Source organism: Azospirillum endophyticum, from assembly GCF_016595245.1.
In the GTDB taxonomy this organism is placed as follows: Bacteria; Pseudomonadota; Alphaproteobacteria; order Azospirillales; family Azospirillaceae; genus Azospirillum; species Azospirillum endophyticum.
On the sequence record NZ_JAENHM010000084.1, the window covers coordinates 80028 to 106303 of the forward strand.

The 26276-nt window shown below is 67.1% G+C and carries 24 protein-coding genes; 15 read left to right on the top strand and 9 right to left on the bottom strand.

What is annotated here, in order from left to right; all coding sequences use genetic code 11:
* Positions 1 to 6 precede the first annotated feature (6 nt).
* The 4 genes from JHL17_RS33140 to JHL17_RS33155 all read right to left on the bottom strand — a co-directional run bounded on the left by JHL17_RS33140 (position 7) and on the right by JHL17_RS33155 (position 3566).
* Entirely contained in the window at positions 7 to 1119 is a 1113-nt protein-coding gene (locus JHL17_RS33140) for an ABC transporter ATP-binding protein (protein WP_200198915.1), read from the bottom strand.
* On the bottom strand, positions 1116 to 1922 hold the full coding sequence (locus JHL17_RS33145) for an ABC transporter permease (protein ID WP_200198916.1): 807 nt from the start codon (positions 1920 to 1922) through the stop codon (positions 1116 to 1118). The genes JHL17_RS33140 and JHL17_RS33145 overlap by 4 nt, the downstream gene beginning before the upstream one ends.
* Positions 1919 to 2779: an ABC transporter permease gene (locus tag JHL17_RS33150; protein WP_200198917.1), complete on the bottom strand. Its 861-nt coding sequence runs from the start codon at positions 2777 to 2779 to the stop codon at positions 1919 to 1921. Before JHL17_RS33150 ends, JHL17_RS33145 begins: the two co-directional genes overlap by 4 nt.
* A 157-nt stretch (positions 2780 to 2936) precedes the next feature.
* Entirely contained in the window at positions 2937 to 3566 is a 630-nt protein-coding gene (locus JHL17_RS33155) for a cupin domain-containing protein (protein ID WP_200198918.1), read from the bottom strand.
* Between the two features lie 215 nt (positions 3567 to 3781).
* Here JHL17_RS33155 and JHL17_RS33160 point away from each other — a divergent pair, with 215 nt between their 5' ends.
* From JHL17_RS33160 to JHL17_RS38065, 13 genes are all read left to right on the top strand, one after another.
* Positions 3782 to 5269, top strand: coding sequence for an aldehyde dehydrogenase (locus JHL17_RS33160; RefSeq protein WP_200198919.1), 1488 nt, complete (start codon positions 3782 to 3784; stop codon positions 5267 to 5269).
* A gap of 78 nt (positions 5270 to 5347) precedes the next feature.
* The gene (locus JHL17_RS33165; protein ID WP_200198920.1) at positions 5348 to 6247 is read left to right on the top strand and encodes a dihydrodipicolinate synthase family protein; all 900 of its coding nucleotides are present in this window, start codon (positions 5348 to 5350) and stop codon (positions 6245 to 6247) included.
* A 111-nt stretch (positions 6248 to 6358) separates the two neighbouring features.
* On the top strand, positions 6359 to 7174 hold the full coding sequence (locus JHL17_RS33170) for an IclR family transcriptional regulator domain-containing protein (RefSeq protein ID WP_200198921.1): 816 nt from the start codon (positions 6359 to 6361) through the stop codon (positions 7172 to 7174).
* 124 nt (positions 7175 to 7298) lie between these two features.
* Entirely contained in the window at positions 7299 to 8042 is a 744-nt protein-coding gene (locus JHL17_RS33175) for an SDR family oxidoreductase (RefSeq protein ID WP_200198922.1), read from the top strand.
* 55 nt (positions 8043 to 8097) lie between these two features.
* On the top strand, positions 8098 to 8943 hold the full coding sequence (locus JHL17_RS33180) for a fumarylacetoacetate hydrolase family protein (protein ID WP_200198923.1): 846 nt from the start codon (positions 8098 to 8100) through the stop codon (positions 8941 to 8943).
* Positions 8944 to 9078: 135 nt separating this feature from the next.
* On the top strand, positions 9079 to 10665 hold the full coding sequence (locus JHL17_RS33185; RefSeq protein WP_200198924.1) for a sugar ABC transporter ATP-binding protein: 1587 nt from the start codon (positions 9079 to 9081) through the stop codon (positions 10663 to 10665).
* Complete coding sequence (locus JHL17_RS33190) at positions 10662 to 11747, top strand: ABC transporter permease (RefSeq protein WP_247893992.1); 1086 nt, start codon at positions 10662 to 10664, stop codon at positions 11745 to 11747. Before JHL17_RS33185 ends, JHL17_RS33190 begins: the two co-directional genes overlap by 4 nt.
* A 56-nt stretch (positions 11748 to 11803) precedes the next feature.
* Positions 11804 to 12748 carry an ABC transporter substrate-binding protein gene (locus JHL17_RS33195; protein WP_200198925.1) on the top strand — a complete coding sequence of 315 codons (945 nt, stop codon included), beginning with the start codon at positions 11804 to 11806 and terminating at the stop codon, positions 12746 to 12748.
* A 112-nt stretch (positions 12749 to 12860) separates the two neighbouring features.
* Positions 12861 to 13898 (top strand): aldo/keto reductase, encoded by a 1038-nt coding sequence (locus tag JHL17_RS33200; RefSeq protein WP_200198926.1) that lies wholly within the window; start codon positions 12861 to 12863, stop codon positions 13896 to 13898.
* A gap of 3 nt (positions 13899 to 13901) precedes the next feature.
* Entirely contained in the window at positions 13902 to 14717 is an 816-nt protein-coding gene (locus JHL17_RS33205) for an amidohydrolase family protein (protein ID WP_200198927.1), read from the top strand.
* 52 nt (positions 14718 to 14769) lie between these two features.
* Entirely contained in the window at positions 14770 to 16296 is a 1527-nt protein-coding gene (locus JHL17_RS33210; RefSeq protein ID WP_200198928.1) for a UxaA family hydrolase, read from the top strand.
* 868 nt (positions 16297 to 17164) lie between these two features.
* Complete coding sequence (locus JHL17_RS33215; protein WP_200198929.1) at positions 17165 to 17443, top strand: hypothetical protein; 279 nt, start codon at positions 17165 to 17167, stop codon at positions 17441 to 17443.
* Positions 17444 to 17546: 103 nt separating this feature from the next.
* Positions 17547 to 17666 carry a recombinase family protein gene (locus JHL17_RS38065; RefSeq protein WP_425599670.1) on the top strand — a complete coding sequence of 40 codons (120 nt, stop codon included), beginning with the start codon at positions 17547 to 17549 and terminating at the stop codon, positions 17664 to 17666.
* 127 nt (positions 17667 to 17793) lie between these two features.
* Here the strand turns inward: JHL17_RS38065 and JHL17_RS33225 are convergent, their stop codons facing one another.
* The 4 genes from JHL17_RS33225 to JHL17_RS33240 form a co-directional block, all read right to left on the bottom strand.
* The gene (locus tag JHL17_RS33225; RefSeq protein WP_247894009.1) at positions 17794 to 18435 is read right to left on the bottom strand and encodes a TetR/AcrR family transcriptional regulator; all 642 of its coding nucleotides are present in this window, start codon (positions 18433 to 18435) and stop codon (positions 17794 to 17796) included.
* Positions 18436 to 18482: 47 nt separating this feature from the next.
* Positions 18483 to 19061 carry a TetR/AcrR family transcriptional regulator gene (locus tag JHL17_RS33230; protein ID WP_200198931.1) on the bottom strand — a complete coding sequence of 193 codons (579 nt, stop codon included), beginning with the start codon at positions 19059 to 19061 and terminating at the stop codon, positions 18483 to 18485.
* A 74-nt stretch (positions 19062 to 19135) separates the two neighbouring features.
* Positions 19136 to 20467, bottom strand: coding sequence for an MATE family efflux transporter (locus tag JHL17_RS33235; protein WP_247893993.1), 1332 nt, complete (start codon positions 20465 to 20467; stop codon positions 19136 to 19138).
* A gap of 163 nt (positions 20468 to 20630) precedes the next feature.
* Positions 20631 to 21446 (bottom strand): oxidoreductase, encoded by an 816-nt coding sequence (locus tag JHL17_RS33240; protein ID WP_200198933.1) that lies wholly within the window; start codon positions 21444 to 21446, stop codon positions 20631 to 20633.
* A gap of 192 nt (positions 21447 to 21638) precedes the next feature.
* Between JHL17_RS33240 and JHL17_RS33245 the strand changes: the two genes are divergently transcribed.
* Both JHL17_RS33245 and JHL17_RS33250 read left to right on the top strand, forming a co-directional pair.
* The gene (locus JHL17_RS33245; RefSeq protein ID WP_247893994.1) at positions 21639 to 22748 is read left to right on the top strand and encodes an efflux RND transporter periplasmic adaptor subunit; all 1110 of its coding nucleotides are present in this window, start codon (positions 21639 to 21641) and stop codon (positions 22746 to 22748) included.
* The gene (locus tag JHL17_RS33250; protein ID WP_200198934.1) at positions 22748 to 25840 is read left to right on the top strand and encodes an efflux RND transporter permease subunit; all 3093 of its coding nucleotides are present in this window, start codon (positions 22748 to 22750) and stop codon (positions 25838 to 25840) included. The genes JHL17_RS33245 and JHL17_RS33250 overlap by 1 nt, the downstream gene beginning before the upstream one ends.
* Before the next feature lie 96 nt (positions 25841 to 25936).
* Here JHL17_RS33250 and JHL17_RS33255 read toward each other — a convergent pair whose 3' ends face one another.
* Positions 25937 to 26191, bottom strand: a complete 255-nt coding sequence (locus JHL17_RS33255; RefSeq protein WP_200198935.1) for a type 1 periplasmic-binding domain-containing protein — start codon at positions 26189 to 26191, stop codon at positions 25937 to 25939.
* Positions 26192 to 26276: the final 85 nt, after the last annotated feature.

Sequence of the window (26276 nt, forward strand, 5' to 3'; positions counted from 1 at the left end):
TCGGCGTCAGCCGGCGGGCAGCGATGTGTTGGGTGGCGGTGGCAGCAGCCGGGCGTGATCCATGGTCCAGCCGGCGCGGACCGTCTCGTCGCGGCGGGCGCCGGCCCGGCCCGGCTGGTTGAGTTCCTGGACGATGACCATGCTGCCGTCGGCGCAGCGCACGAAATGCCGCACCACCCCGCCGAGCAGGATCGAATCCTCGATCCGGCCGGCGACGCTGGTGGGATCGGCGCGGTCGGTCAGCATCATGTTCTCCGGCCGGACCAGCAGCACGCCGCGGTCGCCGGGCCTGACCGGCCGGTCGGGCGCCGGCACCGGGAAGGCGCCGAGCGCGGTCTTCAGCGTGACGGTGCCGCCCTCCCCCGCCGCGATCTCGCCGGGGATCAGGTTGGAGCTGCCGATGAACTCGGCGCTGAACACGGTCTCCGGCTTGAAATAGAGGGTGTCGGGCTGTCCCTGCTGCTCGATCCGGCCACCGTTCATCAGGACGATGCGGTCGGACATCGTCAGCGCCTCGTCCTGGTCGTGCGTCACGTAGAGCATGGTGATGCCGAGCTCGGCATGGAGCCGCTTGATCTCGAGCTGCATCTGCTCGCGCAGCTTCTTGTCGAGCGCGCCGAGCGGCTCGTCCATCAGGATCAGCGCCGGATTGTAGACGATGCAGCGGGCGAGCGAGACGCGCTGCTGCTGGCCGCCCGACAGTTCGCGCGGTTTGCGGCCGGCGACGTGGCCAAGCTGGATCAGGTCGAGCACCCCGGTGACCTTGCGCCGGATCTCGTCCTTGGGCAGGCCGCGTACCTGCAAGGGGAAGGCGATGTTCTCGAACACCGTCATGTGCGGCATCAGCGCGTAGTTCTGGAACACCATGCCCAGGCCGCGCCGGTTGGTCGGCAGGGTGGTGGCGTCGCGGCCGTCGATGATGATCCGGCCGGAACTCGGCGCGATCATGCCGGCGATGAGGTTGAGCAGGGTCGATTTGCCCGAGCCGCTCGGCCCCAGCAGCGTGACGAACTCGCCCTTGGCAATCGACAGGTCGATGCTGTGCAGGGCCTCGAACTCGCCATAGCGTTTCGTGACGCCCTGGAGCTGGACCATGGCGGAAGCGGACGGAGCGTTCATGAATGCGCCTCGGTCTTGCGCTGCAGGGCGATGATGCCCAGAGCGATGAGCAACGACAGGACGGTGAGCAGGGTCGATACCGCAGCCAGGACCGGCGTCAGTTCCCAGCGGATGGAGCTGTACATCTTGACCGGCAGCGTCATGGCGTCGGTGCCGGTCAGGAAGTAGGCGACGACCACCTCGTCCAGCGACATCAGGAAGGCGAAGAGCGCGCCGACGGCGATGGCCGGCCCGAGCTGCGGCAGCACCACGCGGAAGAACACCACCCGCCGCGAGGCCCCCATGATCGACGCCACCGTCTCCAGCGCAATGTCCGAATGCTGCAGTCCCGACATCACCGAGATCATGATGTAGGGCGTGGTCAGCATGACATGGGCGAGGACGACGCCGGCGGTGGTGTCGAGCAGACCCCAGTTGGAGAATTGCAGGTAGAGCCCGAGGCCGAGGACGATGACCGGCACCAGCATCGGCATCATGAAGAGGCCGCGCAGCAAGCCCCGGCCGGGCAGCTCCGACCGTGCCAGCGCATAGGCGGCGGGCACCGCGAGCAGCAGGGCGATCACCGTGGTGGCGACGGCGACGACCAGGCTCTGCACCATCGATCCCCACCAGGCCGGGTCGGTGAAGAACTGCCGGTAGAGCCCGAGGGAGAATTCCCGCGGCGGGAACTCGATCTGTCCGGAATTGCCGAAGGAGATCGGCACGACGATCAGGCTGGGGACCAGCAGAAAGAGATAGCAGAGCCAGGCGGCGGCGGTGACGAGGCGGCGGGCGACATGGCTGGAGCCGAACAGCGGGTTCATGCCGCACCTCCCGACAGGCCGCCGCGCACCCGCCCCAGCATCGCGACCAGCAGGCCCGAGATCGCCAGCAGGGCCACGGCCGTCGCCGAGGCGGCGGTCCAGTCCAGTGTCTGGCGGGTGTAGAAATCGACGAGGTTGGCGACCATCATGTCCTGCCGTCCGCCGAGCAGGGCCGGGGTGATGTACATGCCGATCGACAGCGTCACGTTGATCAGCACCCCGGCGACGACGCCCGGCATGCTGAGCGGCAGGATGACTTTCCAGAAGATGCGCAGCGGGCCGGCGCCCATCGTCTCGGCGGCGAGGATGAGCCGGCGGTCCAGCGCCAGCAAGCTGCCGAGGATCGACAGGATCATGAAGGGCAGCAGGAAATTGATCATGCCCAGCACCACGCCGACCCGGTTGAACATCATCGGCAGGTTGATCTGGCCGCCGCTGAGGAAGCCGAGCAGCTGGTTGACCAGCCCCTGGTTGCCGAACACCGCCACCAGCGCGAAGCTCTTGACCAGGATGCTGGTCCAGAACGGCAGCATCACCATCACCAGGCACGCCGTCCGCCGCCGCGGCGGCTGGGCCGCCAGATGCATGGCGACCGGATAGCCGAAGACCAGGCTGACCAGCGTGCCGGTGATCGCGATCTCGAAGGTGTTGCGCAGGACCTTGAGGAACAGGGTGCTCGACGCCAGCTCGGCATAGGCTCGCAGGGACAACTGGCCGTCATAGAGGCTGGTCCACAGCGTGAGGCCCAGCGGATAAAGCAGGATGGCGAACATCAGAACGGTCAGGGGGGCCAGAAGCACTATCGCCGACCAGGGACCGAGACCCGATGCGCCCGATGCGGTGGATGAACTGGTCAACGCAGCACGTCCTTCAGTTCCGGCACGGGATCCGGGGGACGCCCTTGGCGCTCCCCCCGGCGGGGTATAATGAAACTATGGTCGCCAATTTTCAGTAAGGCAACGGGAATTTTCAATATTCTAAAAATGCCGATGCCGTGCGCCCCGACGACCCGGGTCAGATGTCGGCGTTCACCCAGAACACCGTGGCCGGCCGCGCGCTGCTGTTGGCGAAGCGGTGCGGCTTGTCGCTGGAGAAGGCGAAGCAGTCGCCCTCGTAGAGCATGAAGGTCTCGCCATCGATCTGCAGTTCCAGCGCGCCGGACAGGACGAAGCCGATCTCCTCGCCCTTGTGCGTGTAGGGCTGCGCGCCGGAACTGCAGCCCGGCTGGATCGCCATGAAGAAGCCGCGCAGCCGCTTGCTCGCGGCCGGGGAGGCGACGTCCTTGCGGATGCCGTCGAGGTCGAGCAGCGGCGACCTCTCCCCTGCCCGCACGATATAGCGGCTTTCGGTGTTCTTCGAGGACGACGGGTCGATCAGCCAGGCCGGCATCACCCCGAAGGCGGCGGCGACCGTGTAGACGGTCCGAACCGTCGGCGACACCAATCCCCGTTCCAACTGCGACAGCGTGCCGATCGACACGCCCGTCGCCTTCGCCAGATCGGTCAGCGTCATGCCCGCCTTGAGCCGCAGATCCCGGATCCGCTTGCCGAGCTTCTGCGTCTCTTCATCCACATTGGTGCCGGTGTTGGCACCGTTCGCCTGGACGCGCTCGGCGCCATCGTCAGCGGTCTTCGTGTGCGGCATCGATGTGGCGCATCCGTTCATCTGATCAGGACCGCCGCCAGTGCGGCGGCAGCCATATATTGATCGTCAAGATAGCAACCGGCTTCAGTGATGTCAGTTCATTTTTCAGAAAACGAAAAATTTGCGGTGGAGCGGTTCGCCATGATCACCTATCATCCCGCCACCTGATGATGGCCGAACGGCCCTTCACCGACCCCTTGGTGGAAAGAGATCCCATGTCAGCGACGATCGATTGGCACGCTCGCGCCGCCGCGCTCAGCGTTACCGGCAGCGCCTTCATCGACGGACGCTATGTCCAGGCCCGCTCGGGCAAGACCTTCGACTGCGTCAACCCGGCGACCGGCAAGGTTCTGGCGCAAATCGCCGCCTGCGACGCCGAGGATGTCGACCATGCGGTCGCGGCGGCGCGCAAGGCCTTCGAATCCGGCGTCTGGTCGCGCATGGCGCCGCGCGAGCGCAAGAAGCGTCTAGCCGCCTTCGCCGACCTGATCGCCGCCAACACCGAAGAGCTGGCGCTGCTCGAAACCCTCGACATGGGCAAGCCGATCCGCGACAGCCTCGCGGTCGACCTGCCGCTGTCGGCGCAATGCATCGACTGGTATGCCGAAGCGATCGACAAGCTTTATGACGAGATCGCGCCCACGGCCCCGACCGCGGTGTCGCTGATCCGCCGCGAGCCGCTCGGCGTCGTCGCCGCGGTGGTGCCGTGGAACTTCCCGCTGCTGATGGCGGCCTGGAAGCTCGGCCCGATCCTCGCCGCCGGCAATTCGGTGATCCTGAAACCGGCGGAGCAATCGCCGCTCACCGCCATCAAGCTCGGCGAGCTTGCCGCGTCGGCCGGCATTCCCGACGGTGTGTTCAATGTGCTTCCCGGCTTCGGCGAGACCGCCGGGCGGGCGCTCGGCCTGCACATGGACGTCGACGCGGTGGCCTTCACCGGCTCGACCGAAGTCGGGAAATACTTCCTCCAATATTCCGGCCAGTCCAACATGAAGCGGGTCGGCCTGGAGTGCGGCGGCAAGAGCCCGAACATCATCCTGGCCGATGCGCCGGATCTCGATGCGGCGGCGACGGCGGCGGCCTGGGGCATCTTCTATAACCAGGGAGAAGTCTGCAACGCCGGCTCGCGCCTGATCGTCGAGCGGAGCGTGAAGGACGAGGTCGTCGAGAAGGTGATCGCCGTCGGCGGCGCCATCAAGGTCGGCGATCCGCTCGACCCGGCGACGGAGATGGGCGCCATGGTCGATGCCCGGCAGGCTGAGCGGGTCATGGAGTACATCGACAAGGGCAAGGCGGAGGGCGCCACCCTCCGGCTCGGCGGCAAGCGCATCGCGTCGGACGGCTGCTTCATCGAGGCGACGCTGTTCGACGACGTCACCGGCGGCATGACCATCGCGCGCGAGGAGATCTTCGGCCCGGTGCTGGCGACCATCGCCGCGGCGGACGTGGACGATGCGATCCGCATCGGCAACGACACGAGCTACGGCCTCGCCGCGGCGGTCTGGACCCGCGACATCAACACCGCCTTCAAGGCGTCCTCCGCGCTCCGCGCCGGCGTGGTCTGGGTCAACTGCTTCGACCATGGCGACATCTCCTCGCCCTTCGGCGGATTCAAGCAATCTGGCTTCGGGCGGGACAAGTCGCTGCATGCGCTCGAGAAATACACCGAGCTGAAGGCGACCTGGATTCATCTCGGCCGCTGACGCCGGCACAGGAAGGGGCGGGCCGCATCCCTGTGACCTGCCCCGCCCTTCCAAGATCTGTATAAGGAGGCCCCGCCCTTGCCGCTGCCGCTGTTCCGGGGGCTGATCCCCGCCTTCCCGACGCCGCTGAACGACGACGGATCGCTCGACGAGAGCGGGCTCGAACGGATCGTCGCCTATCAGATCGAGCGCGGCGCCTCCGGACTTCTCCCGCTCGGCGGCACCGGCGAAGCGGCCTCCTTCGACCTCGCCACCGCCCGCCGCATCATGGAGGTCACCGTTTCCGCCGCCGCCGGACGTGTGCCGGTGATCGGCGGCGTGCTCGCTCCCGGCTTCGGCGGCGCGCTCGACATCGGGCGGATGTGCCGTCAGGCGGGTGCCGACGGCCTCATGGTCATCCCGCCCTATTACACCCGCACCGACCAGGAGGGGGTGCTGCGCTATTTCCGGGCGCTCGCCCCGGAACTGGGCCTGCCGATCCTCTATTACGACAATCCCTTCCGCAGCCAGATCGTCACGGCGCCGGAAACCATCGCCCGTCTGGCCGAGGAGCGGCTGATCGTCGGCATGAAGGCGTCGAACACCGATCTCTACCATCTCGACCGGCTGTCGAAGCTGGTCGACGAGGAGTTCAGCCTGCTGAGCGGCCAGGACACCCTGTTCGTCCAGCAGGTGATCCTCGGGGCCAAGGGCGGCATCCTGACCTCGGCTTCGCTGCTGCCCGGCTATTGGGCGAAGATCCAGGCGCTCGCCGAGGCCGGCCGGGTCGCCGACGCGCTGGCGGCCCAGGGCAGGCTGAATCCCCTGATGGACGCCCTGTTCGCCGAGCAGTTTCCCGAAGCCGTCCGGCGGGCCTTCGCCTTGGTCGGCCTGCCGATCGGCCGGTCGCTCCCGCCGGTCGGACGCCTGTCGGATGCCGCGGAAGCGGCGCTCGTCGCCGCCGTCGAAGCGTTGGTGGCGGACGGCACGCTGGCGTAGGAGCCGCCCGTTCAAACAGAGTCCCTCCCCCTGTCCCCTGTTGTCTTTCCTATGAAGTCGGAGAATCATAGGTAAAACGACGCCGCGTCGGCAAAAGGGGGGAACGCCACCGTGAACGGGACCGACATCGATCCGCCGGATACGCCTGCCGATACGTCCGATGCAGCGGACCGCGAACGGCGATACTCCGCCCCGGCGCTGGAAAAGGGATTGGACATCCTGGAATTCCTGTCCGAATGCCGCGATCCGCTGTCGCTGCAGCAGATCGGCGACGGGGTCGGGCGGACCAAGGGCGAGATCTTCCGCATGGTCTCGGTGCTGGCGCAACGGGGCTATATCGAGCGGCTGGAGGGCGACGACCGCTTCCGGGTCACCGACCGGCTGTTCCGGCTGGGGATGAACCGGCCGGTCAACCGCTCGCTGATCGAGATCGCCCTGCCCTTCATGAACGCCTTCGCCGAGACGACCGGCTACTCCTGCCATCTCGCCGTCATGTCCGGCACCCAGATCGTGGTGGTGGCGCGGGTGGAAAGCACCAGCCACATCGGCTTCACCGTCCGCATCGGCTACCGCCAGCCCCTGATCCTGACCGGCTCCGGCCATTGCCTGATGGCCTTCATGAGCGCCCGGCGGCGCCATGGACTCTACGACGAATTGCGGCGGGACGATCCCTGGATCGACCTGGACGCGCTGGACCGCACGCTGGACGCCATCCGCGCCGCCGGCCATGTCGCCCGCCCCAGCGGAATCACCGAAGCCGTGGTCGATCTGTCCTGTCCGGTGACCGACCGGCGCGAGGGCGGTGCCGTCGCCGCCCTGACCTGCCCCTATCTGCGCACCCGGCAGGTTCCCAAAGGACCGGACGAGATCCTCGCGTCCCTCGACGAGGCCGCCCGGCGTATATCGGAAAATTTCTCCCTCGACTGACGCAGCGATTTACAGGCGCAACGACGCTGTGTATATAAAACGAGCGATCCGCGATGCGGATTGTGGGAAACGCGATGCATCCGGCGGAACCCCGAGCGGGCCGGACATCGAGCGGGGGAGCGCCATGACCGCCAGATTGCAGGGTAAGACCGCCATCGTCACCGCTGCGGCCCAGGGCATGGGCCGTGCCGCCGCCCTGGCCTTCGCCGAGGAGGGCGCCAGCGTGGTGGCGACCGACATCAACGAGGGGCTGCTGGCGGAGTTGTCCGGGGTGCCCGGCATCGTCACCCGCCGCCTCGACGTCTGCGACCCGGCGGCGATCCGTGCCTTCGCGGCCGAGGTGCCGGCCCCGTCGATCCTGTTCAACTGCGCCGGCTTCGTCCATGCCGGCACGATCCTGGAGTGCGACGAGGACGCCTTCGACTTCGCCGTCACCCTGAACGTCCGGTCGATGTACCGGATGATCCGCGCCCTCCTGCCGGGCATGCTGGAGGCGGGCGGCGGCTCCATCGTCAACATGTCGTCGGTCGCCTCCTCGATCATCGGGGCGCCGAACCGCTTCATCTACGGCACCACCAAGGCCGCGGTGATCGGCCTGACCAAATCGGTCGCCGCCGATTACGTCACCCGCGGCATCCGCGCCAACGCCATCTGCCCGGGCACGGTGGACAGCCCGTCGCTGCACGACCGCATGCGGGCACTGGGCGATTATGAAACCGCCCGCGCCGCCTTCATCGCCCGCCAGCCGATGGGCCGGCTGGGCACCGCGGAGGAGGTGGCGAAGCTCGCCGTCTATCTCGCCTCCGACGAATCCTCCTTCATGACCGGACAGGCCATCGCCATCGACGGCGGCTGGACCAATACCTGACCGGTCAGCCGAAACGACAAGAAACTCCTGAACGGAAAATTTGGGGAAACGCTCGATGAAGCTTCTGCGCCATGGCCCGCGGGGGGCCGAGAAACCGGGACTGCTGGACGCCCAGGGCCGCATCCGCGACCTGTCCGCCCATGTCGACGACATCGCCGGGCGCTGGCTGCTGCCGGACGGGCTGGCGGAGATCGCGGCGCTGCCGGTCGACGGGCTGCCGGTGGTCGACGCCGCCACCCGCCTGGGGCCTTGCGTCGCCGGCACCGGCAAGTTCGTCTGCATCGGCCTCAACTATTCCGACCATGCGGCGGAGACCGGGGCGACCGTCCCGTCGGAGCCGGTGATCTTCATGAAGGCGACCTCGACCATCCAGGGACCGGACGACCCGGTGGAGATCCCGCGCGGCTCGGTCAAGACCGACTGGGAGGTCGAGCTCGGCGTCATCATCGGCAAGACCGCCAAATACGTGTCGGAGGCCGAGGCGCTGGACCATGTCGCCGGCTATTGCGTCGTCAACGACCTGTCGGAACGTGAATTCCAGATCGAACGCCAGGGCCAGTGGACCAAGGGCAAGAGCTGCGACACCTTCGGCCCCATCGGCCCCTGGCTGGTGACGAAGGACGAGGTGCCCGATCCGCAGGCGCTGGACATGTGGCTGGAGGTCAACGGCCACCGCTACCAGAACGGCTCGACCCGGACGATGGTCTACGGCGTCGCCCACATCGTCTCCTATCTGTCGCAGTTCATGAGCCTGCATCCGGGCGACGTCATCTCCACCGGCACGCCGCCGGGCGTCGGGCTGGGGCTGAAGCCGCCGACCTACCTGAAGCCCGGCGACCGGATGGAGCTGGAGATCCAGGGCCTCGGCCGCCAGCGCCAGCAGGTGCGGGCGGCGGAGTGACGCCGTCCCGGCCGTGACCTGCCGAGGTTCCGGCGGCACGGCCTGGAAATAGCGGCCCGAAGTTAGCGGTTTGCTCGACAAAGCAGCCAGACGGTGCGGCCCGGACGGACCGGGCGCACCGGATGGGGAGGTGCCATGCAGCAAGCGTCGCTCGACACGGCCCCCGGCCGGTTCCGTCCCCTGCCCTCGGGAACCGAACTGCTGCGGCTGGACGACATCACCAAGCGGTTCCCTGGCGTGCTGGCGCTGGACGGCGTCGACTTCGACCTGCGCCGCGGCGAGGTCCATGCGCTGTGCGGCGAGAACGGGGCCGGCAAATCGACGCTGATGAAGATCATCAGCGGCCAGTACCAGCCCGACGGGGGCAGCATCACCTACAAGGGCGAGGTCCGGCGCTTCGCCTCCTCGCTCGACGCCGAACGGGCCGGCATCGCCATCATCCACCAGGAACTGAACCTCGTCCCGCATCTGAGCGTGGCCGAGAACATCTTCCTGGCGCGCGAACCGAAACGCGGCTGGCCCGGAAAATTCTTCGTCGACCGTGCCGCGCTGCGCCGGCAGGCCCAGGCCTGCCTCGACCGGCTGGGCGTCGACATCCGCCCCGACGCCCCGGTGAAATCGCTGTCGGTCGCCCAGTGCCAGATGGTGGAGATCGCCAAGGCACTGTCGCTGAACGCCGAGATCGTCATCATGGACGAGCCGACCTCGTCCCTGACCGAATCCGAGACCGCCCTGCTGTTCCAGGTGATCCGGGAACTGAAGGAGCAGGGGGTGGGGATCGTCTACATCTCCCATCGGCTGGACGAGATGGCGCTGATCGTCGACCGGGTCACGGTTCTGCGCGACGGCCGTTACGTCGATACCCGCGCCTTCGCCGACACCTGCGTCGATGAAATCGTCGCGCGGATGGTCGGCCGCTCGCTGGACGACAAGTTCCCGGAACGGACCTCCGTACCGACATCCGACGTGCTGATGGAGGTGCGCGGGCTGACCCGCCGCGGCGTCTTCCACGATGTCGGCTTCGACCTCAGGCGCGGCGAGATCCTGGGCTTCGCCGGGCTGATGGGCGCCGGCCGCACCGAGGTGGCGCGGGCGATCTTCGGCGCCGACCCGCTGGACTCCGGAACCATCCGGCTGGGCGACCACGAGATTGCGGTGAAGACGCCGCGCGACGCCATCGCCCACGGCATCGCCTACCTGTCGGAGGACCGCAAGAGCCATGGGCTGGCGGTCAAGATGTCGGTGACGCAGAACCTGACGCTGGCCAACATGGAGGCGGTGTCCAACGCGCTGGGATTCATCGACCGCAAGGCGGAGGAGCAGGCGGCCTGGCGCTACATCCAGATGCTGTCGATCCGCACGCCGTCGCCGCACCAAGTGGCCCGGCTGCTGTCGGGCGGCAACCAGCAGAAGATCGTCATCGCCAAATGGCTGTTCCGCCAGTCGCGCATCCTGTTCTTCGACGAGCCGACGCGCGGCATCGACGTCGGCGCCAAGTTCGCCATCTACCAGCTTCTCGACCGGCTGGCCGCCGAGGGGATCGGCGTGGTGCTGATCAGCTCGGAACTGCCGGAGATCCTCGGCCTGACCGACCGTGTCGCCGTCTTCCACGAAGGACGGATCACCGCCGTGCTGAACACGCGCGAGACCAGCCAGGAAGACATCATGCATTTCGCCTCGGGCCATGGCCGCCCGGCGGCAGCGGGAACCGGAACGCCATGAGCAACTCTACGATGAAGGTCATCGACCCCGCCTCGACCACCGCCTCCTCCCCACGCCAGCCGTCGGGCGATGGCCCCCAGACGATGAGCGGCCGGGTGATGAACGACCGGCGCAAGGACCTGATCCAGAAATTCGCGGCGCTCGCCGGGCTTCTGGTGCTGGTCGCCGTCTTCTCGGCGACCAGCGACGCCTTCCTCAGCATCGGCAACGGCATGACCATCGCCCTGCAGGTGACCTCCATCGCCTATCTCGGCATCGCCGCGACCTGCGTCATCATCACCGGCGGCATCGACCTGTCGGTCGGCTCGGTCCTGGCGCTGGCCGGCGTGGTGGCGGCGCTGGCGGTCAAGGCCGGCGTGCCGGTGCCGCTCGGCATGGGGCTGGGCATCCTGGTCGGCGCCTTCTGCGGCCTGCTGAACGGGCTGTGCGTGACCCGGCTGAAGCTGCCGCCCTTCATCGCCACGCTGGGCATGATGATGGTGGCGCGCGGCGTCGCCCTGCAGATCACCGGCGCCCGCGCCGTGTCGGGCCTGGGCGATTCCTTCGGCGAGCTCGGCAACGGCGCCATGTTCCGCATCGTCCGCATCGGCGAGGACGGCTTTCCCGACGTGGTCTTCCCCGGCATCCCCTATCCGGTCGTGCTGATGGTGGTGATCGCCATCGCCGTGTCGGTGATGCTGAGCCGCACCACGCTGGGCCGCCACATCTACGCGGTGGGGTCGAATGCGGAAGCCGCCCGCCTGTCCGGCGTCAACGTCGCCGGCGTCACCCTGTTCACCTACGTCCTGTCCGGCTCGCTGGCCGGCCTGACCGGCTGCGTGCTGATGTCCCGCCTCGTCACCGCCCAGCCCAACGAGGGCGTGATGTACGAGCTGGACGCCATCGCCAGCGCCGTCATCGGCGGCACCTCGCTGATCGGCGGGGTGGGGACGATCTCCGGTACCGCCATCGGCGCCTTCGTGATCGGCATCCTGCGCAACGGGCTGAACATGAACGGCGTGTCGGCTTTCACCCAGCAGATCATCATCGGTCTGGTCATCCTGCTGACCGTCTGGATCGACCAGATCCGCAACCGGCGCTGACCGGCGTTTTCGACCAGCAAGCGTCTGCCCAAAACAAACCAACAGGGAGTGAAACCATGAAGCGCTTCGTTTCGGCCTGTCTGGCGTCCGCCATCGCTCTCGCCGCCGGTTCCGCCCTCGCCGCTGACAAGGAGATTGCGGTAGTGGTCAAGACCGTGAACTCGACCTTCTGGCAGAATGTGCAGAAGGGCGCCTCGGCCGCCCAGAAGGAGGCCGACGGCTACACCATGACCTTCCAGGGGCCGGCGGCGGAATCGGCCATCGCCGATCAGGTCAACATGGTGGAGAACGCGGTGAACCGGAAGGTCGCCGGCATCGTGCTGGCCCCCTCCGACCCCGACGCGCTGGTCCCGGCCCTGAAGAAGGCGTGGGAGGCGAAGATCCCGGTGGTGCTGATCGACTCTCCCGTGTCGGACGCCGGCAAGCAGTATTACCAGGCCATGCTGTCCACCGACAACGTCAAGGCGGGAGAGCTGTGCGCCAAGGCGCTGATCGACAAGGTCGGCACCAGCGGCAAGATCGCCGTCATGTCCTATGTCGCCGGCGCCGGGTCGGAGATCGGCCGGGTCGGCGGCTTCACCAAATACATCAAGGACCATTCCAAGCTGGAGATCGTCGGTCCCTTCTATTCCCAGTCGCAGATGGCGACGGCGCTGAACCAGACCACCGACGTGCTGGCCGCCAACCCCGACCTGAAGGGCATCTTCGGCGCCAACGAGCCGACCGCCATCGGCATGGGGCGGGCGCTGGCCCAGAGCGGCAAGGCCGGCCGCATCGCCGCGGTCGGCTTCGACGGCAACCAGGATCTCCAGGGCTTCGTCAAGGACGGCACGCTGGAGGCCATCGCCGTCCAGGGATCCTACCAGATGGGCTATCTCGGGGTGCAGACGGCGGTCAAGCTGACCAAGCGCGAGAAGGTCGAAAAGGCGCTCGACACCGGCGTGGTGCTGGTGACCAAGGCCAATCTGGCGACGCCGGAAGCCCAGAACGTCCTGTATTGAACATTTCCTATCCTCTTCTCCTCCGCCTCGGGCGTGCGCGGTGCCCGGTCCCTTGCCGCGCACGCCCATTTTTCCATTATCTGCAGCAGCTCTCCGCAACGAGGCGATTCCGATGATCCTGACCGACCGCCGTATCCTGCCGCGCTCCGGCCTGTCGCTCCCGGCGACCGGGCTGGGCTGCGCGCAGCTGGGCGGGCTCTATCGACCGACCGATCCGGCCGAGGCCGACCGGCTCGTCGCGGCGGCCTGGGATGCCGGCATCCGCTATTTCGACACCGCTCCCTATTACGGCTATGGCCGGTCGGAGCGTCGGCTGGGCGCCGCGCTGTGCGACCGGCCGCGCGACGGCTTCGTGTTGTCGACCAAGGTCGGCCGGCTGATCCGCCCGAATGGCGGCGGCACGCGGGTGCAGGGCGTCGATGCCGACGGCTGGGCCGATCCCCTGCCCTTCCATCCCGTTTACGACTACTCCCACGACGGCATCCTGCGCTCGGTGGAGGATTCGCTCCAGCGCCTCGGCCTCGCCCGCATCGACATCCTCTATGTCCATGACATCGGCCGGGTCACCCATGGCGATGCCCATGCGCATCACTGGGACGCGCTGACCCGTGGCGGCGGCTTCCGCGCCCTGGAGGAACTGCGGCGCGACGGCGCGGTGGCCGCCATCGGCCTCGGCGTCAACGAATGGGAGGTGGCGCGCGACGCCATGGCGGAGGTCGATCTCGACTGCACCATGCTGGCCGGCCGCTACACCCTGCTGGAGCAGGCGAGCCTGTCGCCCTTCCTGGAGCGCTGCCTCGCGTCCGGCACCCGGATCGTCGCCGCCGGGGTGTTCAATTCCGGTATCCTCGCCGGCAACGGCAAGTTCAACTATGCCGACGCCCCGCCGGAGACGGTGGCGCGGGTGGAGGCGCTGGCCGCCGCCTGCCGCGCGTTCGACGTGGAGCTTCCCGCCGCCGCGCTGCAATTCCCGCTGGCCCACCCGGCCGTCGTCTCCTGCGTCACCGGGGTGCGCAATGCCGGGCAGCTCGCGGCGAATCTCGCCTGGCTTCGGGCGCCCATCCCCGCCGCCTTCTGGCAGGCGCTGAAATCACGCGGCCTGCTGGACGAGGCGGCCCCCATTCCGGCCCGGAACCCGGCGGAGATCTGACCCATGCGCATCGACGCCCACCAGCATTTCTGGCTCCTCGCGGCCCGGCAGGGCGAATGGCCGCAGCCGGAACTCGCCCCGATCTACCGCGATTTCCTGCCGCCCGACATGCTGCCGCTGCTGCGGGAGAACGGCGTCGACGGCACCATCCTGGTCCAGACCCTGTCCAGCGCGGCGGACACCGACTTCATGCTCGACCTTGCCGCACAACATCGCTTCATCCGCGGTGTCGTGGGCTGGGCCGACCTGAAGACGGCGGACGCACCGCGACGGGTGCGAACGCTCGCCGCACACCCCGAGTTGAAGGGGCTGCGGCCGATGGTGCAGGCGGAGGCCGCCGACTGGCTGGACGATCCCGCCATCGACCCGGCAGCCGAAGCGATGGCCGAGTCCGGCCTGTGCTTCGACGCGCTGGTCCTGCCCCGGCACCTGCCGTCGCTGCTGCGCTTCGCCCGGCGGCACCCGGCGCTGGCCATCGTCATCGACCATGCCGCCAAGCCGGAGATCGCCGCCGGCGGCACCCCGGGCTGGGCGGAGGACATGGCCGCCCTCGCCGGCCTGCCCAATATGCACTGCAAGCTGTCCGGCCTGCTGACCGAAGCGGGGATTCGCACCGGGATCGACGACATCCGCCCCTATACGGAGCGGCTGGTCGGCCTGTTCGGCACCGGCCGGCTGATCTGGGGCAGCGACTGGCCGGTCCTGCGGCTGGCCGGCGACTATGCCGGCTGGCTGGAGATGTGCCGCCAACTGGTTCCCGCAGACGCCCATGACGCCGTGTTCGGCGGCAATGCCGCCGCCTTCTACCGGCTGGACTGACCACAGCCGCCCCCCCCTTTTCTCTTCGCCCCGATCTTCAAGGACAGGACCGATGCCGTCTTCCGTTCCCGAACTCCTCCTGCTGAACCCGGCGGACAGCGTCGCGGTCGCCACCCGCGAGATCCCGGCGGGCAGCCCGGTCGCCGTCGGCGGCTTCGCCGGCACCGCCGCCGCCACCATCCCCAGCGGCCACAAGATCGCCATCCGCGCCGTGGCGCCGGGTGAGCCGGTGGTCAAGTACGGGCAGGTGATCGGCACCGCCACCCAGCCGATCGAACCCGGCCAGCATGTCCACGTCCACAATCTCGGCATGGGCGAGGCCCGGCTGGAGCACGGCTCCACCCGCATCGTCGAGGCCGAGCGCGGCACGGAGCCGGCCACCTTCCTCGGCATCCGCCGGGCGTCTGGGCAGATCGCCACCCGCAACTACATCGGCGTCATTGCCAGCGTGAACTGCTCCGCCACCGTCTGCAAGCGCATCGCCGACGCCTTCAATGGGACTGCGCTGGCCGAATACCCGAACGTCGACGGGGTGGTCGCCATCGTCCACGGCAGCGGCTGCGGCATGAACGGCACCGGCGAGGGCATGGCGATCCTGCGCCGCACCCTGCGCGGCTATGCCGACCACGCCAATTTCGCCGGGCTTCTGCTGATCGGGCTGGGCTGCGAGATGAACCAGATCGCGCCGCTGGCCCAGACGCTGGCGCCGCGCCCGGACGGGTTGATCGCCACCCTGACCATCCAGGAGGAAGGCGGCACCCGTGAGACCATCGATCGCGGCGTCGCCCTGGTCCGCGCCATGCTGCCGATCGCCAACGACGTCCGGCGCGAGCCGGTGCCGGCCAGCCATTTGACGGTCGGACTGCAATGCGGCGGCTCGGACGGCTATTCCGGCATCACCGCCAACCCGGTGCTGGGCGCCGCGGTCGACCTGCTGGTCGCCCATGGCGGCACCGCCATCCTGTCCGAGACCCCGGAGATCTACGGCGCCGAGCATCTGCTGACCGCCCGCGCCGCTTCCCCCGCCGTCGCCGGCAAGCTGATGGACCGCATCCGCTGGTGGGAGGACTACACCCGGCTGCACAAGGGCGACATGAACAACAACCCGTCGCCCGGCAACAAGGCCGGCGGCATCACCACCATCCTGGAGAAGTCGCTGGGCGCGGTCGCCAAGGGCGGCGGCACCCGCCTGAACGCGGTGGTCGATTATGCCGAGCCGGTGACCGACCACGGCCTCGTCTTCATGGACACGCCGGGCTACGACCCGGTGTCCGCCACCGGGCAGGTGGCGGGCGGCGCCAATTTGATCGCCTTCACCACCGGCCGCGGCTCGACCTATGGCTGCAAGCCGACGCCGTCGCTGAAGATCGCCACCAACAGCGCGCTCTATGCCCGCATGGGCGACGACATGGACTTCAACGGCGGCGCCGTTCTGGACGGTGGCACCAGCGTGGCGGAGGCCGGCGCCGCCCTGTTCCGCCTGATGCTGGACACCGCCTCGGGGCACCGCACCCGCAGCGAGGAGAACGGCATCGGCGACAACGAGTTCGTGCCCTGGCAGATCGGCGCCGTCATGTGAGGACGGCGGATTTCCCGGGCGGCAGCGGTTCTACCGCGGAGCCGCGGGCCGCCCGGGGAAACTGCCGGTGTCGGGGCGCTGCTCCATGGCCCGGCATGAAGGACTCAAAACATCAGCCCGGAATTTCAGAAAGGAAGCGGTTCGTCCCTCTCAAACCCAGATCGATGCCAAGGAGCGCGCGACGGGTGGTAGGCAAACGACGGCAAGGCGGAACAGGCTGAGAACACCGGCATGGGTATTCTTGTCCGTCATCCCGTCCGGTAATCAAGATGTCCGCCACCGGCCCGATAATTTGACAGGCCTTCATGTTTCCGCTGTTGGCCGGAAAAGTGCAGTTTAGCGGCGGTGAGAGCACGTCGTATATTGGGGTTATGAAAAGAAATTCTTCAGGGCAATCGGACGAAGCACTTCAGTCTTGACATTAGGATTTCCCGTCATCCCCGCGAAGACGGGGATCCAGAGTTCGCAGAACGAATCTTGTGGGAAAGCCTGGATACCCGCCTTCGCGCTACGGAATGCACAGATCTCGCATCCGCGAAGGAAATACATCCCCTGGTAGCGAGTGGCCCTTCTCCCCTTGCGGGGCGGGATGAGGGGTGCGGCTGGCCAGAGGCCTGGGAAATTCAGTTTGCCCCCCCTCACCCCAACCCCTCTCCCGCGAGGGGAGAGGGGCCTTGCTCAACGCCAGACTGCATGCATTGTTGCAAGCGCGAGATCTGTGCATCCCGTAGCGCCTTCGCGGGGATGACGAGGTTCCTGATATAGGAAACTTAAGACTTCACCCGATTGCCCTGGGAAACTCTTGATGCCTCCTATGGAAAAGGCATCAATAGATCGAATCCTGTTCTCAGAAAGGAATTTTGACCGAATGGATCGAATGAGCAGGGACCAGATAGAAAGCCTAAAGAGAGAGTGGATGGATGGCGGATGTCATGTTTTGGAAGATGACGATGATAAGACGGATTTAGAAGAGGTAAACAATTGGATCATAAATTTCCTTGATCAAGACGCAATGAACGACAAAGACGGATATGTAGTTTCACGCATTTACCATAGTTTGAATTTTGATATTCCATTCGCAGCAACAAAGCAAATTAGGGATGAGCTAATCCATGTTGTTCGGATGAAGATGAAAGAACAAGGCTGAACACTCTTCCCACGTTGATGATGGCTTTCCGGACACGTATTTTATCGGATGGGTTACCGGACAAACGGAGCGGTCGATACAACCACGTCCGGCGGACCGGCTGGTGCTCCACATCTTCGGCGCGCTTGGGCAGTTCGAGCGTGACCTCATCCGGGAACAGACCCGCGCCGGCTTGGTCGCTGCCTTTGCCCGCGGACGGAAGGCAGGCGCATGCCGGTGGTGACCGAGGGAAAACTCCGCCGCGCGGATCAAGGTCGGAAAAACCCCGCTCTATGCAGCTCTTGGCGTAAAAGGAAGCGAGGATGTCGATCCATGAAACGAACTCTTTGTCCGTTCCGCCTTAGCTTTGTTTAGCTGACATCGATCGCGCTGCCCTCAAGTTGCCCCGGCCAGCCTCGCAGGAAGCAGGCAACCGCCTGCCGGGCAACGCCGGCGACATCGTCCCCGGAAACCGATTCGTAAACGCCCCACAGGCATCGCTCATGCAGTCCGGCTTCGCAGAGAGCCCGGAAATGGGCGGCAGCGCCGGGCAGCGCCAGAAAGTCCCAGCCGGGTGAGTCGCTCCGCTCGGACAAGCGCTGCAATATGGCGGCGATCCGACTTTCCGCGTGCTGAATTCCGCGCTCGTAGAAGATGCGGCCAATCTTCGGAAAACGACCGGTTTCGGCCATCACGAGACGGGTCACGGCAAGCACCGAAGGGGATAGCGTCAAGTCCAGATAGGCGCGCGCCGTGTCCTCCAGAACGGCCTCGGCTTCCCTTTCCTCCACCGTCACGGCGGCAAGGTCGGCCCGGGCCGAAGTCCCGACTTCCTCGACATAGGCTGCGAACAGCGCTGCTTTGGACGGGAAATAACGATAGAGCGTGCTTTTGGAGCCGCCGACCTCGGCGGCGATGCCATCCATCGAGGCATCGGCATAGCCCTGTCGAAGAAAGGTCCGGCCGGCAATCGTCAGGATTGCGGTCCGCCGGACGGATGTGCCGGCTGGCATGGTCAAACACCCTCCGATCGACCGGTTTCCATCGTGGTCACGTCCATTCACGCGGCTGCAATGTTCCGAACCTGTGCAACGGCCGTATCCAGGAAGGACTTGGCGAGGTCGGGGTCGTTGACGACACGCGCGATCGTCAGCGCACCGACCATCATCGAGAGAATGGCCATCGCCTTGCTTTCGAGCTCTTCGCCTTGCGTTTGCGAAATCAGCCGCTCGAGGGTTTCAAGATATGTCCTGATCCCGGCTTCGAATGGCGCCTTCACCTCGTCGCCGTGTCTGGCCGCGTCCGAACCGAGCGCGACGACCGGACAGCCATCCGCCCTTTCCTCACGATGCCCGACGCTGAGATAGAAGCCGAGCACCGCGCCGAGCGGGTCCGCGGGCTCTGCCGTCATCGCCGCCGCCCATCGGCAAGAGGCGCTCTCCAGCGCCCGTTCGGAGGCCTGGACCGCCAAATCCTCCTTCGATGCGAACTGTTTGTAGAAGGCACCCTGTGTGAGGCCGGCCGCCTCCATCAAATCCTTGAGGCCGATGCCGTCGAAGCCGTGCTCCCGAAAAAGACGGCTCGCCACGTTGATCACAGTCTGCCGATTTTCCTCGGCCTGGACACGGCTTACACGCATGACAAGCCCCCGTTTAGATTTCGATCGAACTCTGTAAGAGATATGGATGACGGATGCAATTCTCTAACCCCCTCCTATTCGGCAAGGCTTTCCCGGACCAGCGGCCGGTAGGCGGACTGCCGGCCCCAGGCACCGCCGATCATGGCGGCGGCCGTGAGAAAGCCGTATGAGACCGCTGCCAGGGCAGTGACCTGGAACAGGGTTGAAAGGCCGGCGCCGAACCATGCGACCGCCGACCAGCCGACGAAGGCCGCAAGGATCATGCGCACCGTGCCCGCCAGGACGGGAAACAGCACGCGCTTGGCTCCCTGGCTTGCGAAATAGAGCGCCAGACCCAGCCCGACGGCGCCATACACCGGCGCGACGGTGCGCAGATAGAGGCTGCCCATCGCCAGCACCTGGGGATCGTCGCTGAACAGACCGATCCAGCCTTGCGGGAAGATCGCTGCGGCAAGGCCGATGGACTCGGTCATCCCAAAGGCAAGGGCGGCCCCGATCCAGGCGACGCGACGCGCCCGCGCTCCCTGTCCGGCCCCGATGTTGTGGCCGACCATGGTCACCATGGCGGTGCCGAGCCCGAAGACCAGCGGGATCTGGAGGTAATCGAGGCGCGAGGCGATGCCGTACCCGGCGATGGCATCGGCGCCGAACCGGCCGACCGCGGCGGTGACGAATGTGACGGTGAGATTGACCTGGACCGTGCCGACCGCCGACAGGAGGCCGACGCTCATGATGTCCTTGAACAAGGCCGCGCGCAGCGGAACGATCCTGAGCTTCAGCAGGCTTCTCGTGGAGCGCAGATACAGGATCAGGGCAAGCGCCACGCATGCATAATAGACGACCACCGCAATCCCGCCGCCTGCAATGCCGAGGCGGGGAAAAGGCCCCCAGCCGAAGATCAAGGCCGGCGACAGGAGGATGAGGATGACGGTACCGGCTGAGATCGCCTGCGCCGGCACCGTCACGTTTCCGGCGCCGCGCAGGGCCGATGACAGCAAGGCGGTGACCCAGAGCGGGATGGAGCCGGCGAACACGGCTCCGGAATAGGTGAGCGCCGCCGTCAGCGCCGGCCCTTCGCCTCCCATCGCCCGGTAGAGAGCCGGTCCGGCAAGCAGGGCCGCGGCTGTGAAGAGGATGCCGAATGCGCAGGCGAGGACGAACGCATGCCAGATCAGCGCTTCGGCATCGTCGCGGCGCTCCGCTCCCAAGGCCCGTGCGACGGCCGAGGAGACACCGCCGCCGATCCCGCCATTCGCCATCATCTGCATCAGCATGAGAACGGGGAACACCAGGGCGACCCCGGCGAGCGCCTCCGTCCCGAGAAAGCCGACGAACCAGGTCTCGGCCACCCCGACAAGCGTCTGGACGACGAGCACCAGCGTCGTCGGCACGGCAAGGCGGAGCATCGTCGGTGCGATCGGCCCGGCGAGAACGCCGGATGGCACTTTATACCCAGGCGCTGGGGCCGCTGGGCCCTCCCGGCGGGACAGGGCGGTCATGGCATTTCCTTCATCAGACCGAACGTGACGTGATTGTTTCCCCTCGGGCACGGGCGACGTCGCGGCTCGGTCAGACCGGCAGCCGCAGCATCTTGCGCAGGCTCTTGTCGAAGGCGGCAGCCGGGACGAAACGGCGCAGCACGCTGACTTGGCGCGCCAGCTTCCCGGCCGGGTAGCGCAGTTTCGGTTCGGAAGCCATTGCGGCTTTCACGATGGTTTCGGCAACGATCTCCGGGGTGTCGCCCTTCCTGATCGCCTCCCCGACAGCCAGGGTCATGCCCGCACGCGCGGACTCATAGGCATCGATCCACCGGTCCGGCTTGATGAGGTTTCCGTCGAAGGACGTTCGTGTATAGGCCGGCTCGACGAGCGTGACCCGAATGCCCAGCGTGCGCAACTCATGGTCAAGGGATTGGGAATAGCCTTCGACGGCGTGTTTCGTTGCCGAATAGAGCGCAAAATACGGAGCCGGGATGAACCCCTGCGCCGAACTCAGATTGATGATCCTGCCCTTTTTCTGCCGGCGCATGATCGGCAGAACCGCGTTGGTCATGCGGATGACGCCGAACACGTTCACATCGAACAGTGCCTGGGCCTGCTGAAGAGAGGACTCCTCTGCGCCACCGAAGAGGCCGACGCCGGCATTGTTGACGAGGAGGTCGATCCGCCCGACTTCGGCCAGGACATCTTCGACGAGCTTCGTCACCGATGCATCGTCGGTCACGTCGCAGGTCAGCATGCAGACACCGTCGGGTCCCTCGGTGGTCGCATGGCGGCTGGTCCCGAACACGTCGAAGCCGGCGGCTTGCAGCGCCTTGGCTGCGGCATATCCGATGCCGGACGATGCGCCTGTCACCAGGGCGACGGCACGATTGGTCTTGTCCATGGAGATCACTGTCCTCGTCTTGCGGGATTCGGGGCCTGGAATGCCGTGGCAGGCGCGAATGCGGCCTCGGCCGGATTTCACGACGTCCGCCGGGCCGTTCCCTCTCGCGATCAGGCCGCCGGATTTGGATTGCGTACGACCTCTATATCCAATATAGATGTCGTACGCAATCTAATTTAACCGGGGGCGGGCATGAAGAAGAGACCCATGATCGTGGCGGGCGGCGTTCTGACGGCGGCGCTGGGCGCGGCCGCATTCGTGACGCTGTCCATGCACACGCAGGAGGCGTCGGCGGTGGGCGACCCCCGCCAGGATGCTCCCGTCGTCCGGCTTGCCACCGCGGCTCCGGTGAACGGATCGGACCGCGGCTTCACCGGCGTCGTCGGGGCGAGGGTGCAGAGCAACCTCGGCTTCCGCGTCCCCGGCAAGATCGTGGAGCGGCTGGCAACGGTCGGCCAAGCGGTCAAGGCCGGCCAGCCGCTGATGCGCATCGACGAGACCGACCTGCGCCTCGCGCTCACCGCCAAACGCAACGCGGTTGCCGCGGCACGCGCGGCGGTCGTCCAGACCCAGGCGGACGAGCGGCGCTACGCCAGCCTGGTCAATGACGGATGGGCCTCCCGCCAGCGTCACGAACAGGCGAAGGCCGCGCTGGACACCGCCAGGGCGCAGCTCGCCAGCGCCGAAGCGGATGCGCGGGTCGCCGAGAACGAGGCGACCTACTCGGTCCTGGTGGCCGACAGCGACGGAACGGTGGTCGAAACGCTCGGCGAGCCGGGACAGGTCGTCGCCGCCGGCCAGACCGTCGTCCGGATCGCCCAGACCGGCCCGCGCGAGGCGGTGGTGGCGCTGCCGGAAACCATCCGGCCGCCGATCGGTTCGCCGGCCGAAGCCAGCCTCTATGGGACCGAGGGGCAGCGCTACGGCGCACATCTGCGTCAATTGTCGGACGCCGCCGATGCCCAGACCCGCACATACGAAGCCCGCTACGTGCTCGATGGCGACGCGGCGGCGGCGCCTCTCGGCGCGACGGTCACCGTCAGGCTGGCGGGCCCGACGGGGCAGGCGGACATGCAGGTGCCGCTGGGCGCCGTGCTGGACGATGGCCGGAGGACCGGTGTCTGGGCCCTGGATCGCACCAGCTCGACGGTGCGCTTCCAGCCGGTCCGGCTGGTCCGGGTGAGCGGCGACACCGCCGTGATCTCCGGGCTCGGCCTCGGCGATCCGGTGGTGTCGCTCGGCGCCCATCTTCTCCAGGAGGGGGCCCGTGTCAGGACCGCCTCCGACAGCGGGGTCCAGTGATGAGCCTCAATCTTTCCGCGCTCGCCGTCCGCGAACGCGCCGTCACCCTGTTCTTCATCCTTCTGCTGGCAGCGGCAGGCGCCTTCGCGTTCGTCATGCTCGGACGGGCGGAGGACCCCTCCTTCACCATCAAGACCCTGACGGTCACCAGCGTCTGGCCGGGCGCCACGGCGCGCGAGATGCAGGATCTCGTCGCCGAACCGCTGGAAAAGCGCCTTCAGGAACTGAGCTGGTACGACCGGGTGGAGACGACGACGCGGCCCGGCTACGCCTATATGACCCTCACGCTGAAGGACAGCACGCCGCCGGCCAGGGTGCAGGAGGAGTTCTACCAGGCCCGCAAGAAGATCGGCGACGAGACGCGCAACCTGCCGCCCGGCGTGCTCGGTCCCTTCGTCAACGACGAATATTCCGACGTCAGCTTCGCCCTCTATGCGCTCAAGGCCAAGGGCCTGCCGATGCGCGAACTGGCCCGGCAGGCCGAGGCGATCCGCCAGGACCTGCTGCATGTGCCCGGCGTCAAGAAGGTCAACATCCTGGGCGAGCGTCCGGAACGGATCTTCGTCGAGTTCTCCTATGCCAAGCTGGCGACCCTCGGCGTGTCGGCCCAGGACATCATCGCCGCCTTGCAGCGGCAGAACACCGTCACGCCGTCCGGCTCGATCGACACCCAGGGACCGCAGGTCTTCATCCGGATCGACGGCGCCTATGACGGGGTGCAGGCGATCGCCGACACGCCGATCGTCGCCGCCGGGCGGACGCTGAAGCTGTCGGACATCGCCGAGGTCCGCCGCGGCTACGAGGATCCGCCGACCTACATCATCCGTCATCAGGGCGAACCCACCGTCATGCTGGCGACGGTCATGCAGGAGGGCTGGGACGGCCTCGCGCTCGGCAAGGCGCTGGAGGAACGCGCCGCGGGCATTGCGCGGTCGCTGCCGCTCGGAATGACGCTCGCCAAGGTGAGCGATCAGGCCGTCAACATCACCTCGGCGGTCAACGAGTTCATGATGAAGTTCGCCATGGCGCTGGGCGTGGTGCTGCTGGTCAGCCTGCTCAGCCTCGGCTGGCGCGTCGGCATCGTCGTGGCGGCGGCCGTGCCGCTGACGCTCGCCGTCGTCTTCCTGATCATGCTGGAAACCGGCCGCTTCTTCGACCGCATCACGCTGGGCGCGCTGATCCTGTCGCTCGGCCTGCTGGTGGACGACGCCATCATCGCCATCGAGGTGATGGTGGTGAAGATGGAGGAGGGCGTCGACCGCATCAGGGCGGCCGCCTATGCCTGGAGCCACACCGCGGCGCCGATGCTGTCGGGAACGCTGGTGACCATCGCCGGCTTCCTGCCGGTGGGGTTCGCGCACTCGAGCGCCGGCGAATATGCCGGCAACATCTTCTGGGTCGTCGGCTTCTCCCTGATCGTCTCCTGGGTCGTCGCGGTGGTCTTCACCCCCTATCTGGGCGTCAAGATGCTGCCGGCGATCGAACCGGTCGCCGGCGGTCACGCGGCGATCTACGGCACCCCGAACTACCGGCGCCTGCGGCGGCTCATCGCCTTCGCCGTGCGTCACAAGATCGTGACCTGCGGCGTCGTCGGCCTCGCCTTCGTCTTCGCCATCGTCGGCATGGGCGGCGTCAAGCAGCAGTTCTTCCCGACCTCCGACCGCCCCGAGGTGCTGGTGGAGGTCCGCCTGCCGGAAGGCACCAGCATCGAGACGACCACGGCCTCCGTCGAGAAGATCGAACGCTGGCTGACCGATCAGCCGGAGGCGAAGATCGTCACCAGCTATGTCGGCCAGGGCGCTCCCCGCTTCTTCTTCGCCATGGCACCGGAACTGCCCGATCCCGCCTTCGCCAAGATCGTCGTGCTGACCCCGGACGCCGAGGCGCGCGAGGCCTTGAAGCACCGGCTGCGGCAGGCCGTGGCGCAGGGCGTGGTGCCCGAGGCCCATGTGCGCGTCACCCAGCTGGTGTTCGGCCCCTACACGCCGTTCCCGGTCGAATTCCGGGTGATGGGCCCCGATCCGGCAAAGCTCTACGACATTTCCGACAAGGCCCTCGCCATCATGCGCAGCGTGCCGGATGTCCGGCAGGCCAGCCGGGATTGGGGCAACCGCACGCCGGTGCTCCGCTTCACGCCCGATCAGGACCGCCTGAACCTCATCGGCCTCTCGCCGGCCGAGGTGGGGCAGCAACTCCAGTTCCTTCTCACCGGGATTGCCGTCACCCAGGTGCGCGAGGACATCCGCAATGTGCCCATCGTGGCGCGCAGCGCCGGCGGCGAGCGCCTGGACCCGGCGCGTCTGGCCGATTTCTCGCTGACGAGCCGGACCGGCCAGCCGATCCCGCTCGACCAGATCGGCCATGCGGAGATAAGGCTGGAGGAACCGTTGATGAAGCGCCGGGACCGGACATCGGTCATCACGATCCGCTCGGACATCAACGAGGCGACCCAACCTCCGGAGGTTTCCAAGCAGATCATGACGGCCCTGGAGCCGCTGATCGCCTCGCTGCCGCCCGGCTACCGCATCGAGATGGGCGGGTCGATCGAGGAATCCGCCAAGGCCAACACGGCGCTCGGCAAGGTCTTCCCGGTCATGATCGCGGCCATGCTGGTCTTCATCATGCTGCAGGTGCGGTCCTTCTCGATGATGGCCATGGTCCTGCTGACGGCGCCGCTCGGCGTCGTCGGCGTCGTGCCCATGCTGCTCGCCTTCAACCAGCCCTTCGGCTTCAACGCCATCCTGGGGCTGATCGGGCTGGCCGGCATCCTGATGCGCAACACGCTGATCCTGACCGAGCAGATCAAGGAGAACAAGGCGGCCGGCTACGACGACTATCACGCCGTCATCGAAGCCACGGTGCAGCGGACGCGACCGGTGATCCTGACCGCCCTTGCCGCGGTGCTGGCCTTCATCCCGCTCACGCATTCGGTGTTCTGGGGATCGATGGCCTACACGCTGATCGGCGGCACGGCGGTCGGCACGGTGCTGATCCTGCTCTTCCTTCCGGCCCTCTATGCGGCATGGTTCCGGATCAAGCCGGCGGCCGTCAGCGAAACGTCAACCGCCCATGCCCGTCTCGGCGTGATCTGAAAGGCGGCCGAGGTGGCCGCTCGACAAGAGGGGCCGCCTCGCAACCCGCCGGGAAAACCGTCGTTGGGCGGGCGCCGGTGCCGAGCCGAAGCCCGCTCACCGTCGGCCCGACCGGCAGGGAGCCGTCGATGCCCGGGGAATCAGCGTCGGCTGGGCCACCCGGATCCGGTCGCTGGCCGACGCGGCGCCCCGGGACAGCAGGTCCAGGGCCTCCGCCGCGATGCGGTCGAAGGGCACGCCTACGGAGGTCAGCAGCACCGACAGGCCGAGCTTGACCAGCGCCGACAAGGCTCCGATCGCGGTGTTGTCGTTCATCGCGAAGATGGCGGTCGGCCGTATTGGACCGCTCATCAGGCGTTCGGCGGCACGGCCAGCGTCGCGTCCAACGTGCTTGATGCGGCGGGCGCCCTCTCCGACGGCAGCAAGCGCCTCGACC